This is a genomic window from Rathayibacter sp. AY1E2, assembly GCF_002932325.1.
Lineage (GTDB): Bacteria > Actinomycetota > Actinomycetes > Actinomycetales > Microbacteriaceae > Rathayibacter.
In genome coordinates this window covers 45,672-61,048 of the sequence record NZ_PSVO01000005.1, presented here as the reverse complement: position 1 = coordinate 61,048, position 15,377 = coordinate 45,672, and the positions used below count along the sequence as shown (strand labels likewise).

The following is a 15,377-nucleotide window of genomic DNA, read 5'->3' as shown; positions in this document are numbered from 1 at the left end:
GGCCCGCAGGCGCTGCTCAGAACTCCTCGTAGTTGTAGGGCTCCGGGTCCTCGTCGATCACGGGGCGCGCGATCGTGGCGCGGTTGCTCTTGATGCGGGAGCGGATGTCCTCGACGGCGGCCTCGACGGCGCCGGTGGTCGACTCCTCGTCCTTGATGGAGACCTCGACGGGGACGGCGACGAGCTCGCTGCTCGCGTCGAGGGTCATCTTCGCCTCGATGAGCTCGCCGTCCTCGGTGAACGCCGGGACCGTGACCGCTTCGGAGTGCTCCTGGCGGTCGATCGCGGTCACCAGGTCGAGGAGGGCCTCGGTCACGGCGTCGGTCGTCACGAAGCTCTTGGAGGCGTAGGTCAGCTGCTGCATGCCTCCACTCTCCCGAACGGGAGCGCCCCTCGCGCGGGGTTGCGCCTCGTCGGCCCAGCCCGTAGCGGAGGGGCAGCACGACCGGCGCGGGCGCGAGGAGTCAACCCTCTAGGCCGCGATCCGGGCGTCCGCTTCCCTGGTGGCGGGGCCTCGGGAGGAGGCGCGGGGGTCTCGGGATCCCGGGGCCCTGGCACTCGATCGGGAGGGGACCGGATGCGGCGTCGGGGACTCCGCGGCGACCGGGCGTTCCAGGGCGGCCTCCTGATCGGAGTCGGCCTCATGGCGGCCGTCGACGAGATCGTCTTCCACCAGATCCTCGCCTGGCACCACTTCTACGACCGCTCCACTCCGGCGATCGGCCTGCTCTCGGACGGGCTGCTGCACGCGGCCGAGATCCTCGCACTCGTCGGCGGCGGCTTCCTGCTCGCCGACGCCCGGCGCCGATCCGCTCTGCGTCCGCGCACGGCGTGGGCCGCGGGGCTCACGGGGGCGGGGCTGTTCCAGTTGTGGGACGGAGTCGTCGACCACAAGCTGCTCCGGGTGCACCAGGTGCGCTACGACGTCGACCTGCTGCTCTACGACTCCGTCTGGATCGCCTCCGGAGCGGTGCTGCTGGCGGCGGGCCTGCTCCTCCTTCCTCGGCGACGGCGCGCAACGGCGTGACCCCGCACGCCGACCACACCCTGCTCGACCCGGGCCTGCTGCTCCTGGTCCCGCTGGCCGCGGCGGCGGCGCTCGGAGGGGGCGCCGCGGCCCTCGAGCGGCGGCGCGGACGGCCGTGGCCGCTGCACCGGACCGCCCTGCTCCTCGGCGGGCTCGCGACCGCGGCGCTCTGCTTCACGCGTCCGCTCGCGGAGTGGTCGCACGCCGATCCGCGCGGGGCGATGCTGACGCACCTGGTCCTCGGGATGCTCGCGCCGCTCCTCCTGGTGCTCTCGGCCCCCGTCACCCTGGCCCTGCGCGCGCTCGACGTCACCGCTGCCCGACGGCTCTCGCGGCTGCTCCGGAGCCGCCCTGCCCGTCTCCTCGCCCACCCCGTGACGGCGCTCCTGCTCTCGACGGGCTCCCTCTGGCTCGTGCACGCGACCGGACTGCTCGCCACCGCGCACGCCGACCCGCTGCTGCACCTCGCACTCGGCCTGCACTTCCTCCTCAGCGGCTGCCTGATGACGGCGGCGCTCGCCGGAGTCGATCCGAACCCGCACCGCGCCCCGTTCGGCCTGCGCCTGGGCGTGCTCGGAGCGGGCATCGCCGCGCACGCGCTGCTCGCGACCGTGCTCTACGCGGAGGCGCCGGACGAGACCGGACGCCAGGCGGCGCTCCTGCTGTTCTACGGAGGCGACCTGCTCGAGACGGCGCTCGCCGTGGTCGTCTGCGCCCGGCGCTACGCGGCGACGGCGCCCCGGCAACCCCCTCCGCCGAGCGCGCCCTGCTCCCTACGCTCGGACGCATGCTCCTCATCTTCGGGACCCGAGCCGTCGAGGACCTCCTCCGGACGCTCGTCTTCGTCTGCCGCGTCTGCGGGCAGCGCGACGAGCAGCGGATCCTCCGCCGCCGGACGCGCCTCTCGCTCTTCTTCGTCCCCGTCCTGACCGTCTCGACCCGCTACCTGCTCGAGTGCTCGCACTGCGGCACCGTGTCCCCGATCAGCAAGGAGGAGGCGCAGGGCTCCGTCCGCTGGGCCGGCAACTCCGACCAGTGACCGCCCCGAGCGGGAGGCTCTCGCGGTGCGCTCAGCGCACCGGAGCCGGCACCGCCGCGGGGCGCGCGGCGACCGCGGCCGCGCGCCGCGTCGCCCAGTTGTTGAGCAGCAGCGCCGTCACGACGATGGCCGCGCCGAGCAGGGCGACGGGCCCCGGCCGGTAGCCGCCCGCCATGCTGATCGCGAAGGTCGTGACCGGGACGAGGTTCTGGAAGAGCGTGCCGTTGAGGGCGCCGAGCAGCTTGATGCCGGCGTTCCACAGCAGCACGGCGACGACGCCGGCCAGGAGGATCAGGTAGGCCAGCTCCGGCCAGGCCGCGAGCACCTCGGCCCCGGTCGGCGGGTGCGCGGAGCCGGTGGCCGTCGCCACGGCGACCGCGACGGCGATCGAGGGGCAGCCGAGCGCGGTGGTGAGCGTCGAGTACCGCAGCGCCGACCAGCCGGGGAACGCCGCTGCTCCACGCGTGTAGACGACCCAGCAGATCGCGCCGAGCAGGGCGAGCAGCTCGCCGAACCCCAGCTCGCCGTCGAGGAGGAGGGCGACGTCGCCGCGGGTGACGACGAGCGCGACTCCGGCGAGCGCGAGCAGGATGCAGCCGACGGTGGCGGCCGGCGGCAGGCGACGCGCGCCGATGCTCGCGAGCACCGCGCCGATCGCGGGCATCATCCCCATCATCAGGCTGACGTTCGGGGCCGAGGTGAACCGCAGGGCCGTGAAGGCGAGCAGGCCGAAGCCGGCGAATCCGGAGGCGCCGAGCAGCGCCAGCCGCCACCCGCGGCCGTCGAGCCGGAAGGCGCGGAGCCCCTCCGCCCGGGCGAGCAGCAGGGCGAGGACGACCGCGGCGACGGTGTAGCGGATGAGGGTCATGAAGAAGGAGTCGACCGTCGCCGCGATGCTGTCCGCGACCGGCAGCATGCCGCCCCAGAGGATCGGCGGGATCAGGCAGAAGAGCAGACCTCGCGACCGCATGGCGCCCCTGACCCGTCGGGTGCGGCCGCCCCGGGCGGGGGCCGTCGCTCGATGGTGGACCCCGGCGGCTCGGCGCACAAGAGCGCTGCCGACCCCCGAACTGCCCGCCGCGGGGCCCAGCGGAGAGGGGTGCGCCGGGTGTGGAGGAGGCTCGGCGAGCCGACTGACCTGCTAGGACGAAGACGAAGAAGCCGCAAGGACCTTGCGTGGCCCCTTTAGGGTGACAAAATTCACTTGCTTCCATCATCTCCTTGCCCCTAAATTTATCGCAGCACCCCCCGATGCTGTCCTCTGTCAGGCCCTGCTCCGATCCCCCCGTCGGACGCCGTTCCTCACTCGGGTCGCGCCTACCCCGGCGACGACCTCCGTTCCGCGCGGGCGCTCATCAGCGCACATCGGCCCCCGGCCGCGGAGAGGAACAGTCATGAGGACACAGCCCGGTCACGGCGCGGACGAGCCGACGGCTCCCCGTCGCCGGGCGACCTGGGAGGCGCACGACGAGACGGCCGCGCGCCCGCTCTCGGGACGCCGCGCCGCCCGCTCCGGGCGCGAACGGGTCTCCGCGCCGCGCCGCCTGGCGTCCGCGCTGCCTGCCGGAGCGGTGACGGTTCCCGCCGCCCCGACCGCGGTGCTGGAGCGTCCGGCCGCCCCGTCCGCGGTGGTCGAGCGACCGGTCGTGCCGACCGCTGTCCTGGAGCGTCGGGCTGCGATGGTCGAGGGTCCGGCGGCGCCGACCGCCGTGGTCGAGCGTCCGTCCGCCGCGACCGCGCTCCTGGAGCGTCCAGCCGCCCCGACCGCGCTGCTCGAGCGTCCGCCGGCCCCCGCCGCGGTCCTCGAGCGCACCGTGCTCCCCGCCGTCGACGCCGACCGGCTCCCTCCGGCATCCACTCCGATCCGCGGCACGCGCCCCCGCAGCGGCCGCCGCGCCTCGTCGCGCATCGGCGACCTGGTCGCCGCCCTCCCCGCCCACAACGAGGAGGCCGGGATCGCCGCGGCGATCGAGGGCCTGCGCCGGCAGACCTGGCCGCCGGACCGGATCGTCGTCATCGCCGACAACTGCACCGACGCCACGGTCGAGATCGCTCTCGCGCACGGCGCCGAGGTGTTCGTCACCGTCGGGAACAGCCACAAGAAGGCGGGCGGCCTCAACCAGTTCCTCGCCGAGGTCCTCCCGGGGCTGCAGGACGACGACCTGGTGCTCGTGCAGGACGCCGACTCCGCGCTCGACCCCGGGTTCCTCGAGATCGCCCGCGGCAGGCTGCACGGCGGCATCGGCGCGGTCGGAGGAGTGTTCCGCGGCGGCGAGGGCGGCGGCTTCGTCGGCCACCTCCAGCGCAACGAGTACGCGCGCTACGCCCGCGACGTGCGCCGGCTGAACGGGAAGTGCCTCGTCGTCACGGGCACCGCGGCCGTGCTCCAGGTCGCCGTGATGCGCCGCATCAGCGCGGCCCGCCTGGCCGGCTCCCTCCCCTCCGGAGACGGCATCGGCGGCATCTACGACACCACGGTCCTCACCGAGGACAACGAGCTCACGTTCGCGATCCGCCACCTCGGCTACGACGTGCTGAGCCCCGCCGGCTGCACCCTCGTCACCGAGGTCATGCCGACCTGGGGAGACCTCTGGCGTCAGCGCCTGCGCTGGAAGCGCGGAGCGGTCGAGAACTGCGTGCAGTACGGCTTCACGCGGGTCACGGCTCCATACTGGGGGCGCCAGCTGCTCACGATGCTCGGCTGCATCATCACCTACGTCTACCTGGCCACGATCGTCTACGCGGTCGGCTGGGGCGAGCTGAGCCTCCAGCCGTTCTGGCTGGCCGTCACCGCGATCTTCGTCGTCGAGCGGATCGTGACGGTCCGCGACCGCGGCTGGCGGTACATGCTCGCCGCCGCGTCGATGTACGAGCTCGTCGTCGACCTGTTCCTGCAGGTCGTCCACACCAAGGCCTACCTGGATGCGCTGACACGCCGTCGGCGCGACTGGTGAAACAGAGAGAGAGACATGTACAACCACATCGGAACAGCCGCCGGAGCCGGAGTCGGTGCCGGAACGCTCGCCATGACCGGGTTCGACTCGGTCTGGCTCGCCCTCGCGGCCTTCGCCCTCATCGCTGCGGGGACCGCCGTCCTGCGCATCGCTCCTCGCCGCAAGCGCGAGGTCTGAGACACGGTGGCGGGCGGGGGACAGCCCGCGCCCGTCACCGTCCCACGACCGCCGTCGCCGCGGAGGTCCGGCTCGCAGTGGTGTACCCGGTCTTCGTCCCGGTGACGGTCAGCGTGATCCGCTTCCCCGCCTGAGCCTTCGTGAGCGTGAACCGCGGCGACGTCGCTCCCGCGATGGCCGCGCCGTCCGCCTTCCACCGGTAGGTGAGGTTGACGGGGGTCGGCGTCCACGGACCCGGGGCTGCCGTGAGCACCGCTCCGACCCGGGCCGTGCCCGTGACGGTCGGCGTCGCGGCGCCGAGGGTGCCGGCGGCGACCGGGGCGGTCGGCTGCGAGGTCGTCGGGCCGGAGCCGTCGGCGGCGCTCACTGTCACGGTCACCCGCTTGCCGACCGCGGAGGAGGGGACCACGAGATCCGGACCCGTCACTCCCGCGATATCGACGCCTCCCGCCGCCCAGCGGTGCACGAGCGGTCCCGTCCGGCCGGCGGAGGAGGACAGGGTCGCGCCCACCGCGGCGGTCCCGACGACGACCGGAGCCGGCGCCGCGTCGGACCGGTAGACCGCGACGTGGTCGACGAGCATCGTCCCGCCGGAGCTCTTCGGAGCGGCTGCACTGTCGCACCCGCACACCCCGTTCGGCAGCCCGCCCCCGATGGCGAGGTTCAGGATCAGCAGCACGTCGTTCGGAACCGCGGCCTGCCACGCGGCCGTCCCCACCTCCGACTCCCGCACCACGTGCCGGGTGACGCCGTCGACGAGGAACTCCACGCGCTCGTCGCCGGGCACGGTCCGGTCGAGCAGGGCGGAGTAGCGGTGGAACCCCGTCACGCAGGACGCGCAGTCCAGCATCCCGCTCGTCCGGCCGGCGGGCTCGTCGCAGGGGCCGCCGTCCGGTACTCCGCAGTGCAGCGTCTGGATCACCTGGGCGGTGCCGTTGACGGCCTCGAGCATGTCGAACTCGCCGGTCGCGGGCCAGTCGATGACGGCATTCGCGTCCCGCCCGAGAGCCCAGAAGGCGGGCCAGTAGCCGGTGGCCTGCGCGACGTCCGGCAGCTGGATCGAGGCGGTCATCAGCAGTCGGCCGCCCGCCGGCGCCGAGAACGACTTGTCGGCGGTGACGATCCGTCCGGAGGTCCATGCTCCGGCGGAGTCGCGGAGGGCGCGGATGCCCAGAGCGCCGCCGCCCGTGAGGAAGACGTTCGCCGTCGACGCGGTCGTGCGGTCGACCGCCCCGGTGCCCCAGGTGCCGACCTCGTGCTCCCACTGGCTCCCGACCGACGCGCCAGCCGGCCCGGTGAAGTCGTCGCGCAGGAGCGTGGTCCAGCCCGGGGCGTCGGCGGGCGCCGCCGTGACGGCCTGGCCGGCGGACGAGGCGGTCGGAGTCGTGGACGCCGGTGCGAGGGCGGCGACCGCCTGCGGGGGTGTCGCCGCGAGCACTCCGAGGCACAGGGCCGCGAGGGCGAGGGCGAGTCGCGGCCGGTCGAGGAGTCGTGAAGGCATGGCGAGTCCTCTGCGTCGAAGGGGCGCGCAGGTGCACGCGCCTCGACGCTAGTGAGGAGTGCTCGCTCTCCCTCCACCCTCCAGGCGGGGTGATCTCCGGGACGAAAGCTCACGACCGGGCTCGGCGGGGCCGGGTCCAGGGTGCTGGCAGAGGGGCGGCCGCCGTCGCCTCCGATCGCCCGTTCGAAGGAGAACACCGTGCACCGTCGTCTCACGGCCACGCTCGCCGCGATCGCCCTCGCCCTCGGAGGGGCCGTCGCCGTCGCGACCCCCGCCTCCGCCGGGCAGCTCGTCTACCAGAACGGCGGCCCGGGCAACTGCTACGAGGTCCGCTCGCAGCGCGACTCCCTGGGTCGCGCGCAGGTCAAGGTGTGGTGGCACTGCGACCAGGCGAGCAACGTCAAGGTCATCTGGAAGAACGGCCCGGACAGCGGCTGCAACACGATGAGCGTCGTCAACCGCAAGTTCAGCGACAGCTCGGGCGTCGCGTCCCGCTTCGACCGTCTCGTCTCCTGCTGACCCGGTCGGGCTGCCGCTGATCCCTTCCGCGAGACGCCACCTCGGTACGCGGCACGCCGCACGGGGCGTACCCGAGCGGCCTCTCGCGGGAGGGAGACGGCGGCGGCTGCGCTCAGTGCTCGGCGCGCCCCGAGTCCTCGATGAGGCGCACCTTCACGTTCACGGCGAGCGGCCCCGAGACCGACGGGTCGGCGGCGAGCAGCGCGTGCATCCGCTCGCCCACCAGGCGGAGCGTCTCGGGGGCCGGCAGTGCGGCGGACGCGGCGATGTGCGCGCTCACCGTGGTGAACCCCTCCGACCGGTCGATGTCGACCAGCACGTCGGGCTGCCGCAGGTCCAGCTTCACGGCGAGCGCGTCGGCCGCGGCCTCGACGATCGGCTGGGCGGGGTAGACCCCCGCGACGCCCTCGATGTCGCGGATCTCGGCGGTCAGCCGCTGCGAGAGCTCGGTGTCGTCGGTCATTCCCGCTCCTCCCGGTGGGGGTACACGTCGTCGACGGTCACGTCGATCGCGCCGACGGTCAGCTCGGTGTGGCGCTCGAGGGCGTAGCGGATGCGCTCGCGCAGGCGGTCGGCGGCCACGGCGACCGGCAGGCCGAACTCGAGGGCGCAGGTCACGTCGATCCGCACCACGGCGCCGGGAGCCGAGACGTCGCCGTCGAGGGTGCAGCGGCCCATGATGACGCCGCCCATCGTGTCGCCGGCGCGGCGGATCATCCCGCGCACGGCCGCCTCCGTGAGCGCCAGGCGGAGGGTCGGGTCGGGGTGGCGGACGGGAATGTCGCGGCCCGAGCGCACCTCGGAGCGGATCGCGTCGAGCAGGCCGGCGATCCAGACCTCGTCGCGGTCGGGCTCGCGGTCGGCCTCCTGGCGCAGCGCCCGTGCCGAGAGCTCGGTGAGGCGGGTGAGGTTCGCGAGAGCGAGCCGGCACGCGGCGGAGTTCTCGATCGAGGGGTCGCGCGGCTCGCGGCCGCGGTCGAGGTACTCGCCCAGCTCCTCGAGCGTGTGGCCGTCGAGGTCGTCCTCGGGCACGGCGGCGTCGTCGGTCATCGCCATGCCTCCAATTCGTGGAGCAGGAATCGACGGGCCCGGGCGAGGAGGCCGCGGACCGTCGAGACGGGGAGTTCGAGAGCGTCGGCGATCTCCTGGTAGCTGTAGCCGGCGGTCTCGCGGAGTAGCCAACAGCGTCGCTGATCAGCAGGCAATCGGTCCAGCGCTTCCCAGACCGCGTCCAGCTGGAGTCGCGCCTCCACGATGCGCTCGGGGGAGTGCTCGGGCGGCGCGGGCGGATCCCAGTCGTCGATGTCGTCGTGGCGGCGGCGGACGCGGATCCGGTCGATCGCCTTGTGGGTGACGATGCGCATCAGCCAGTTGCGGATGTGCGCCGGGCTGTCGAGATCGGCCAGACGCCGCCAGCCGGTGAGGAACGCCTCCTGCACCACGTCCTCGGACTCCGCCTCGGAGCCGAGGAGCTTCGCGGCGTAGACGCGCATGAGGGCGCCGTGGCGGCGGGCGAGCTGCTCGAACGCCTGCACGTCGCCGTCGACGGCGCGCGCGGCGAGGGTCGCGTCGGACGCGTTCAGGAGGGGGTCGTCGTCGATGAGCGCCTCCTCCGCGGTCCCGCGCGCGGTGTCCCCGCGCGCCGATGCCCTCAGTGTGGGGCGCCGTCCGGCATGACTACCAGCCTTGACAACGGGCCGCCGAATCCGCTGGCCGGATTGCGAGTGCCGCCGATGGGGGACGTCTCGAGACGGGATTCGTGACATTCCGGCTCCTCGACACGTCTTGATTCCGTACCCCTCGTGCGTCCCCCCGAGCGCACGGACCCCGAATCCGGAAGAAGTCCCCCATGCACTGCTCCCTCCGCCGCCGCCCCGGGCGGACGTCATGAGCGAGTCGACCTTCACCCTCGGCAGCCCGTTCGCGGGCGACGAGCGGGCCGACCGGCGCTACGAAGCCTCCGGCGACGATCCGTCCGCCGCGTCCGCCGTCTACTCCGAGGCGTACGGCGGAGGCGAGTTCCGCGTCGCTCCGTCGCAGCGCGGCTTCTCCTACCGCTACGCCGTCCGCGGCAGCGACCGGGTGACCCTGCGCACCTCCGACTGCTCCGGCGCCCTCACCGGCCAGGTCCCCCACCTGAAGGAGTACGTCGTCGGCTGGTTCCGCGCCGGCGGCGGACGCCTGAACCTGCCGCCGTTCACCCGGACCGGCGCGCTGTCGGCCCCGTTCCTGTTCCCTGCGGAGCGCCAGTTCGGGCTCGAGTTCGAGCCGCACCGGCAGAACCTCATCCACTTCGCCCCCGGGTTCCTCGAGGACGTCGCGACCGAGACGCACGCCGGCCCCCGCCAGCCCGTCTCCTTCGACCACGGGGCGGACGCCGACCCCGGGGTCCTCGCCCGCTGGCGCGCCGCGGTGACCGAGGCGAGCGCCGCGCTCGCGACGGCCGCGATCACTCCGCTCGTGCGCTTCACCGCCGAGCTCGACCTCGCCCGCGTGCTGCTGCTGCTGTTCCCGTGGCGCGCGTGGGACGTGCCGGCCGTGCTGCGGCGCCCGTCCGCCTCCCGCACCCGGGTGGCGCTCGACTTCCTCCAGCACCACGCCCACGAGCCGATCACCCCGGCCGACGCCGCCCGCGCGGCAGGCCTGCACACCCGCACGCTGCAGCAGGCGACGAAGCGGCACCTCGGGGTGTCGCCGTCGGTCTACCTGCGCGACGTGCGCCTGGACCGCGCCCACTCCGACCTGGTCGCCGGCGACCCCTGCTCGACCACCGTCGCCGCGGTCGCCCGCGAGTGGGGCTTCGGCAACCTCGGCCGCTTCGCGAGCGCGTACCAGGTGCGCTTCGACGAGAAGCCGAGCCACACGCTGCGCCGCTGACGCGCAGCCCCTGCGTGCCCGAGGGCCCGGACCGTCTCACGGCAGTGCCGGCCCTCGTCGTCTCCGGGTGCGTCCCGAGGGGCCGTTTCGGAGGATGCTTCATCGTGTCCTCCGACCGGTCTTCCGGACACGGACCTCGTGACACTCGGCGCCGGCTCAGCCCGGCTGATGCACGTGGATGTCGCTGCTCGACGTCACGCCGTTGAACTCGAGATACAGCTGCCCCTCGACGACCGACGCGGTCAGCGTGTTGCGGCGCTCGAGTACCGCGACCGCGGCATCCAGGAACCCCTGGTCGAAGCTCTGCACGGTGATCTGCTCGAGCTGGTGGACGCGCTTGCCGGACCACGCCGCGATCACCTTCTCCGGGTTGCGATGCGTGTAGACCGTCGTGCGGTCGGCCAGCTTGCTCCCGAAGTGCAGTCGCTCGGCGTCCGGCGCGCCCACCTCGATCCACGTGGTCAGCCTGCCGGTGAGATCGCGGACCAGCACCGCCGGCTCGGTCGCTGTCGACGAGATCCCCTCGCTGAAGGTGATCCCCTCCACGTATTCGAGGCAGTACGCGAGCACGCGCGTCATCATGTACGCGTCGGTCTCGGAGGGGTGCCGAGCGGCCCGCAACGTGATGTCCTCGTAGACACCGCGGTCCACATCAGCCAGCTGTATCGCGAAGTTGTACATCACTGCGCCGGCTGCCACGTGTGCGAGCTTATGTCCTCTCGCTCATCGAGGAGCGCGAGGCTTCTCCGGCGCCGGTGGGGGCATAGTGTCCGCGCGCCTCCACGCAGGAACGGCCCGGCAGGAGGCATTCACTCCGTCGAGAGCGTCTCACTCGCTGACTCGTAGCAGGGGGCCTGTCCGCGCATCCTCCGCACAGAACACTGACATAACTCCGATTATCGACAATCTTCTCTGCTGCCGGGGGAGGGTAGTGAGGTCATTGCACCTCGTCGTCGACGCGCTCCACGTGTTCGATGCACGGCGATGACCTCCGCAGGTTTCGCCAGATCGATGCGTCAGACAGGGCTGAGTGTCAGAAGTAAAATCGACGTTACTATGTATGTTTCTGAACCATGCGTGTACAGTTGCTGCTGAGGGGCTCCCCTTCCAACCCAGGAGCGCAGCATGAGCAGCAACGATTATCAGCCTTCCTCCTGGATGCGGAAGGCGTTCGGCGCGAGTAGCGCGGACGTCGCCGTAGCGCTTGCGCGCGCAGCGACGACCGCGCAGACCGACGGCCATGAGGCGAAGGCGGGAAGCAGGCTCTCGACAAACGAGCCCTACGGCGCGACGACATGGCTGGCGTTTGCACACGAGACGGCGACTGAGCTGGAGGCTGTTGGGGCCGAGGTCCTCCGTCCCGCCCGTTGCCGCTACCGGGTCGGGATCATTGAGGGCACGCTCGTGCTCGCGGTGAAGCTGCCGGCGAGCACCAAGGGCGTCGAGACGATGTCCATCGAGTCGGCCATTCGTCAGCGCATTCTGCGGCTCGCCTCCGTCAATGGGGATTCAACCCTCGATTTCGGCGACGACTACGAGTTCACCGACTCCGACGGTCACGTCGTCACCGATGCAGAGTTCGGAACCGCAGCCCGCACCGTTCTCGTGGTGATGGAGGGGGATGCGCGCAGCGGAGTCGAGCATCTCCACATCGGCGACGTCCGCGTGGACGGCACCGGCGCGGTGCTGTGGGTGCACCACGAGGAGCTGCCTACGACTGTGACCGCAACGTCCGACGCAGGTCTCGTCGCCCTCGAACTCGACCCGGCGACCGATTCCTTCGCCGCAGGCAGCGTCCCTCCGATGACACTCGGCCTGGTCGCAGACGAAGCCGACGAGACCGGTACCGAAGGGTCCGATGATGGGTTCTAAGCGCAACCTCGGCGCGGCTACTCGAACGGGTCTGAGCAACGACAAGATCGCCGAGGCGTTCGACGGCGATCGACTTCGGCAGGCCCGCCAGCTCGCGCTTCGCACCAAGCAAGACGTCGCCACCGCCATTGGCGTGTCCCCCGCCGCTGTCGGTCAGTACGAAGCGAACGCGATGGCGCCTCGACCAGACCTGATTGCCGCGCTCGCCTCAGAACTCGATGTGCTTCCCGAGTTCTTCGCCGCAGGGCGACCCCAGTCGAAGCTCGAGTCGGGCGACGCCTTCTTCCGCAGCCTCCGCTCAACCACGGCCCGCCAACGCGCCAAAGCGACTTCGTACACCGAGCAGGTGTGGGAGCTCGTTAATGCTATCGAGCGGCATGTCCGCCTGCCGCCACTCAACCTGCCAAGCTTCGACGGACTTAACCTTCCCCGACCGGAGGATCCGGTCAGCATGGCGCGGACGATGCGGCAGTTCTCTGGACTCGGTAGCAAGCCGGTGTCACACCTCGTACGGCTTCTCGAGAGCCACGGGATCGTGACCGTACTCGTGCCGATGGTCGAGCAGGAAGTCGCACGCATCGACGCATTCTCAACCCTCGCCTTCGAACGCCCGGTCATGGTTCTCTCCGTCGACAAGGCAGATGACGTGTTCCGTCATCGATTTACAGTTGCACACGAACTAGGACATCTCCTCATGCATGCCGACCACAGCGTCGGCGACCCAACCCTCGAACGAGAAGCAGACCGTTTCGCAGCCGAATTTCTGATGCCCACGAACGTGATCCGAGACGAGCTCCCGACCCGATTCGACCTACGCAAGCTCGCACTGCTTAGCGAGCGGTGGGGGGTGTCCGTTCAAGCGCTCGTCTATCGCAGCAAGGAGCTTGGCCTCATCTCGGACTCCGCCGCACGCCGCGCCTACATCAAGCTCCATGAGCTCGCCGAAATCCCCGCTGTCGCCGCACGTCCAGTCCGTCAGTACGCCGGCGAAGTGCCGGCCATGCTCACGCAAGCAATCGAGCTTGCCGGGAGCCAGAACGTCACCATCGCCACTATCGCGGCGGAACTCGCGTGGAAGCCAGCCCGTGTCCGGCGCCTCCTTGGTGAGGCTGATGCACGCCCGGCGCTCCGAATCGTGTGATGGCTGGGGGGGGGGGCTTCCGCCGTCCTCCCGTCGCGGTCGTCGCGCTTCCTGGCGTAGACGAACGCTCATCAGCACAGACCAACGCCCAGGTGCTCCTCGGTGCTGGATTTGTTTCACCCTGTGTGAAACAGTTGTCACATGTCAACTCCAGTAGCGCTAGCGGCACTCGCTGCGGTGTCTGCTGGCCAATGGGGCATGCTGACCACTGCTCAAGCGGCGGCGGTCAGCGTGAGCCGTGTGCAGCTCACGCGCCTCACCCAGCAGGGCCATCTGGAGCGGCTCGTGCACGGCGTCTACAGGGATGCAGGCAGCGCGTCCGGAGAGTTCGACGACGTCCGTGCCGCCTGGCTCAGCACGGACCCGAAGCGAACCGCGGCGGAGAGGGTCGCGTCACAGCAACCTGGAGCGGTTGTTGGAGGAAACACCGCAGCGTACCTGCACGGGTTCGGGGATCTGCAACCGGATCCCTACGAGTTCGCAACCCCCATCCGCCGACAGTCTAAGCGTCTCGACATTCGATACCGGCACCGCCCGCTGACTCCTGGCGACGTGACGGTGCGCGCGGGGCTGCCGACAACAACTATTGATCGCACAATCGCCGATCTCCTCAGTGACCATGAAGACGTCAGCCTTGTTGCTGCTGTCCTGGCCGATGCCGTTCGCCACTCCGCCGTCGATCTTGAGCGCCTCACAACGCTCCTCGAGCCCCTCGCTGCGCGTCACGGCTATCTAAAAAACGACGGCGCGGGCCTGCTTCAGCGCCTCCTTGAGGCGGGTGGCGTCGACACTGCCGCTCAACTCCGTCGCCTGAACCAGAGTGAAGCTTGGCGGGAAAGCGTGGGCGCCAGTGCGGGGAATGCTCTCGTCGCCGCGATTTCTGCTCAGGTTGCCGAAACGCTGTCCCACAATCTTCTGAACGTTCGAACACAACTGGCGGAAGTTCTGCGCTCCGTCGAACTGAATAGAATCGGCGTCGACGCCCTCAATTTCACGCCCGCTGATTTCCTCAAGGATCTGCACCCAACCCTAGAACTGCAACGGACGGTACAAGATGCGCTCAGCACCATCGACTTCAGCGCCTCCGTCCGAGAAGCACTACGGAACTTCACTCCGCCCGTTATCACGTTCAGTAACCCTCTACTAACCACCACCTCCCTGGCACAGCTTCAGCAGACCGTCTCAACGCTCCGACAAGTTGAGGCGACTAATAGGAAGGACCCCTCCCCCGATGAGCGAACCAGCTGAGGGTTACCGTGACGGAACAGCTGCCGGCGCGGCCATCAAAGCCGCTGCTCAACGCTCCGCTCAAGGGCAATCACCGTCGACGGACGCGCTAATCCGGCAGACCACTTTCGACCGGTTCCTTTGCCGAGTTTTCGCCTCCGACGACGGCGCCTTCGTCCTTAAAGGCGGTACCGGCATGCTCGCCCGCATGCCGCGAAGCCGAGCCACCCGGGACATTGACCTCTCCGCCACCGACTACGAACTGGACACCGCCGTGGCCGAGCTCATCGAGCGCACCTCCCTCGACCTCGGTGACCACTTCCGCTTCATTTTCGCTACGCGCACTGACCAGATCGAGGGAGACAACCAGCCCTACACCAGCGGATGCCGGCTCACCTTCGACGCCTACCTTGGCGTCACCTCACGTGGGATCGTTGGCATCGACCTCGCTGTCGGCTACCACCCCACTGCACCACCAGAACGAGTCACACCATCAAACCGCCTGACACAGTTGCGCTTCATCGGCCACGATTACTTGCTCTACCCGCTCGCAGACCAGGTCAGCGACAAAGTGTGCGCCACTCTCCAGCTATATGGAGACCGACAGCGCCCATCATCCCGCGAGAAAGACCTCGTTGACCTCGCTCTGATCGCCTTATTTCAGACCCTCGACGCAGCGCAATTGCGGATCGCGCTCGTAACCGAATTTGGACGCCGCGGTCTCGGACCGGTCAACGCGTTCATTGTCCCATCGCAGTGGGGTGCTACGTACGGCCGCCTGGCCAACGCCACGGCACTTTCTACAATTGCGGCCACTATCGCCGAAGCTATCGCCATAACCAGTCGTTTGCTCGACCCGATACTTGACGGAACTGTGACTTCCGGTAATTGGAATCCGACCCAGCAGGCCTGGGAATGACCGCGCGTCGGTGGTGACCTGCTGCGAGACGCTGAGGTGGCTCCAGCGGGTCGCCCAGACAACAGGTACGGGGAGCGCCGCCTTGTGCTCCCCATACCAAGGACCAAGTCGACAGGCTCTGTCG

Annotated in this window: 18 protein-coding genes; 11 read left to right on the top strand and 7 right to left on the bottom strand. The window is 70.4% G+C overall.

Annotated features, from left to right (window positions below):
* Positions 1–16: 16 nt before the first annotated feature.
* Positions 17–364 (bottom strand): hypothetical protein, encoded by a 348-nt coding sequence (locus C5C49_RS06030; protein ID WP_104223965.1) that lies wholly within the window; start codon positions 362–364, stop codon positions 17–19.
* 213 nt (positions 365–577) lie between these two features.
* Between C5C49_RS06030 and C5C49_RS06025 the strand changes: the two genes are divergently transcribed.
* Genes C5C49_RS06025 through C5C49_RS17515 form a run of 3 tightly spaced genes read left to right on the top strand, consistent with a single transcriptional unit; the run spans position 578 to position 2,066 of the window.
* A complete protein-coding gene (locus C5C49_RS06025; RefSeq protein WP_104247221.1) occupies positions 578–1,027 on the top strand; it encodes a DUF2243 domain-containing protein in 450 nt (149 codons plus the stop codon).
* Positions 1,024–1,956: a cytochrome c oxidase assembly protein gene (locus C5C49_RS06020; RefSeq protein ID WP_104345687.1), complete on the top strand. Its 933-nt coding sequence runs from the start codon at positions 1,024–1,026 to the stop codon at positions 1,954–1,956. Before C5C49_RS06025 ends, C5C49_RS06020 begins: the two co-directional genes overlap by 4 nt.
* Positions 1,908–2,066 carry a hypothetical protein gene (locus tag C5C49_RS17515; protein ID WP_374953265.1) on the top strand — a complete coding sequence of 53 codons (159 nt, stop codon included), beginning with the start codon at positions 1,908–1,910 and terminating at the stop codon, positions 2,064–2,066. The genes C5C49_RS06020 and C5C49_RS17515 overlap by 49 nt, the downstream gene beginning before the upstream one ends.
* 31 nt (positions 2,067–2,097) lie before the next feature.
* Here C5C49_RS17515 and C5C49_RS06010 read toward each other — a convergent pair whose 3' ends face one another.
* On the bottom strand, positions 2,098–3,036 hold the full coding sequence (locus tag C5C49_RS06010) for a DMT family transporter (RefSeq protein WP_104345686.1): 939 nt from the start codon (positions 3,034–3,036) through the stop codon (positions 2,098–2,100).
* A gap of 424 nt (positions 3,037–3,460) precedes the next feature.
* Here C5C49_RS06010 and C5C49_RS06005 point away from each other — a divergent pair, with 424 nt between their 5' ends.
* Positions 3,461–5,020, top strand: a complete 1,560-nt coding sequence (locus tag C5C49_RS06005; RefSeq protein ID WP_258061283.1) for a glycosyltransferase family 2 protein — start codon at positions 3,461–3,463, stop codon at positions 5,018–5,020.
* Positions 5,021–5,035: 15 nt separating this feature from the next.
* On the top strand, positions 5,036–5,197 hold the full coding sequence (locus C5C49_RS16915) for a hypothetical protein (RefSeq protein WP_167305255.1): 162 nt from the start codon (positions 5,036–5,038) through the stop codon (positions 5,195–5,197).
* 34 nt (positions 5,198–5,231) lie between these two features.
* Here C5C49_RS16915 and C5C49_RS06000 read toward each other — a convergent pair whose 3' ends face one another.
* Positions 5,232–6,698, bottom strand: coding sequence for a family 16 glycosylhydrolase (locus C5C49_RS06000; RefSeq protein WP_104345685.1), 1,467 nt, complete (start codon positions 6,696–6,698; stop codon positions 5,232–5,234).
* Positions 6,699–6,896: 198 nt separating this feature from the next.
* Between C5C49_RS06000 and C5C49_RS05995 the strand changes: the two genes are divergently transcribed.
* Entirely contained in the window at positions 6,897–7,217 is a 321-nt protein-coding gene (locus C5C49_RS05995) for a hypothetical protein (protein ID WP_104345684.1), read from the top strand.
* A 112-nt stretch (positions 7,218–7,329) separates the two neighbouring features.
* On the opposite strand, the gene C5C49_RS05990 is transcribed toward C5C49_RS05995, so the two are convergent.
* From C5C49_RS05990 to C5C49_RS05980, 3 genes are read right to left on the bottom strand one after another with little or no spacing between them, the layout of a single operon-like run.
* The gene (locus C5C49_RS05990; RefSeq protein WP_104223972.1) at positions 7,330–7,680 is read right to left on the bottom strand and encodes a hypothetical protein; all 351 of its coding nucleotides are present in this window, start codon (positions 7,678–7,680) and stop codon (positions 7,330–7,332) included.
* Positions 7,677–8,267, bottom strand: coding sequence for an Asp23/Gls24 family envelope stress response protein (locus C5C49_RS05985; RefSeq protein ID WP_146076902.1), 591 nt, complete (start codon positions 8,265–8,267; stop codon positions 7,677–7,679). The genes C5C49_RS05990 and C5C49_RS05985 overlap by 4 nt, the downstream gene beginning before the upstream one ends.
* Positions 8,264–8,752 carry an RNA polymerase sigma factor gene (locus tag C5C49_RS05980; RefSeq protein WP_244248147.1) on the bottom strand — a complete coding sequence of 163 codons (489 nt, stop codon included), beginning with the start codon at positions 8,750–8,752 and terminating at the stop codon, positions 8,264–8,266. The genes C5C49_RS05985 and C5C49_RS05980 overlap by 4 nt, the downstream gene beginning before the upstream one ends.
* A gap of 352 nt (positions 8,753–9,104) precedes the next feature.
* On the opposite strand from C5C49_RS05980, the gene C5C49_RS05975 reads away from it, so the two are divergent.
* The gene (locus C5C49_RS05975) at positions 9,105–10,094 is read left to right on the top strand and encodes a helix-turn-helix transcriptional regulator (RefSeq protein WP_104247226.1); all 990 of its coding nucleotides are present in this window, start codon (positions 9,105–9,107) and stop codon (positions 10,092–10,094) included.
* 156 nt (positions 10,095–10,250) lie between these two features.
* On the opposite strand, the gene C5C49_RS05970 is transcribed toward C5C49_RS05975, so the two are convergent.
* Positions 10,251–10,793 carry a YaeQ family protein gene (locus C5C49_RS05970; protein ID WP_104345683.1) on the bottom strand — a complete coding sequence of 181 codons (543 nt, stop codon included), beginning with the start codon at positions 10,791–10,793 and terminating at the stop codon, positions 10,251–10,253.
* A 426-nt stretch (positions 10,794–11,219) separates the two neighbouring features.
* Here C5C49_RS05970 and C5C49_RS05965 point away from each other — a divergent pair, with 426 nt between their 5' ends.
* The 4 genes from C5C49_RS05965 to C5C49_RS05950 all read left to right on the top strand — a co-directional run bounded on the left by C5C49_RS05965 (position 11,220) and on the right by C5C49_RS05950 (position 15,253).
* Positions 11,220–11,966 (top strand): hypothetical protein, encoded by a 747-nt coding sequence (locus C5C49_RS05965; RefSeq protein WP_104345682.1) that lies wholly within the window; start codon positions 11,220–11,222, stop codon positions 11,964–11,966.
* The gene (locus tag C5C49_RS05960) at positions 11,953–13,107 is read left to right on the top strand and encodes an XRE family transcriptional regulator (protein WP_219814574.1); all 1,155 of its coding nucleotides are present in this window, start codon (positions 11,953–11,955) and stop codon (positions 13,105–13,107) included. Before C5C49_RS05965 ends, C5C49_RS05960 begins: the two co-directional genes overlap by 14 nt.
* Positions 13,108–13,248: 141 nt before the next feature.
* Positions 13,249–14,355 carry a type IV toxin-antitoxin system AbiEi family antitoxin domain-containing protein gene (locus tag C5C49_RS05955; protein ID WP_104345681.1) on the top strand — a complete coding sequence of 369 codons (1,107 nt, stop codon included), beginning with the start codon at positions 13,249–13,251 and terminating at the stop codon, positions 14,353–14,355.
* Positions 14,339–15,253, top strand: a complete 915-nt coding sequence (locus C5C49_RS05950) for a nucleotidyl transferase AbiEii/AbiGii toxin family protein (protein ID WP_104345680.1) — start codon at positions 14,339–14,341, stop codon at positions 15,251–15,253. Before C5C49_RS05955 ends, C5C49_RS05950 begins: the two co-directional genes overlap by 17 nt.
* Positions 15,254–15,377 lie beyond the last annotated feature (124 nt).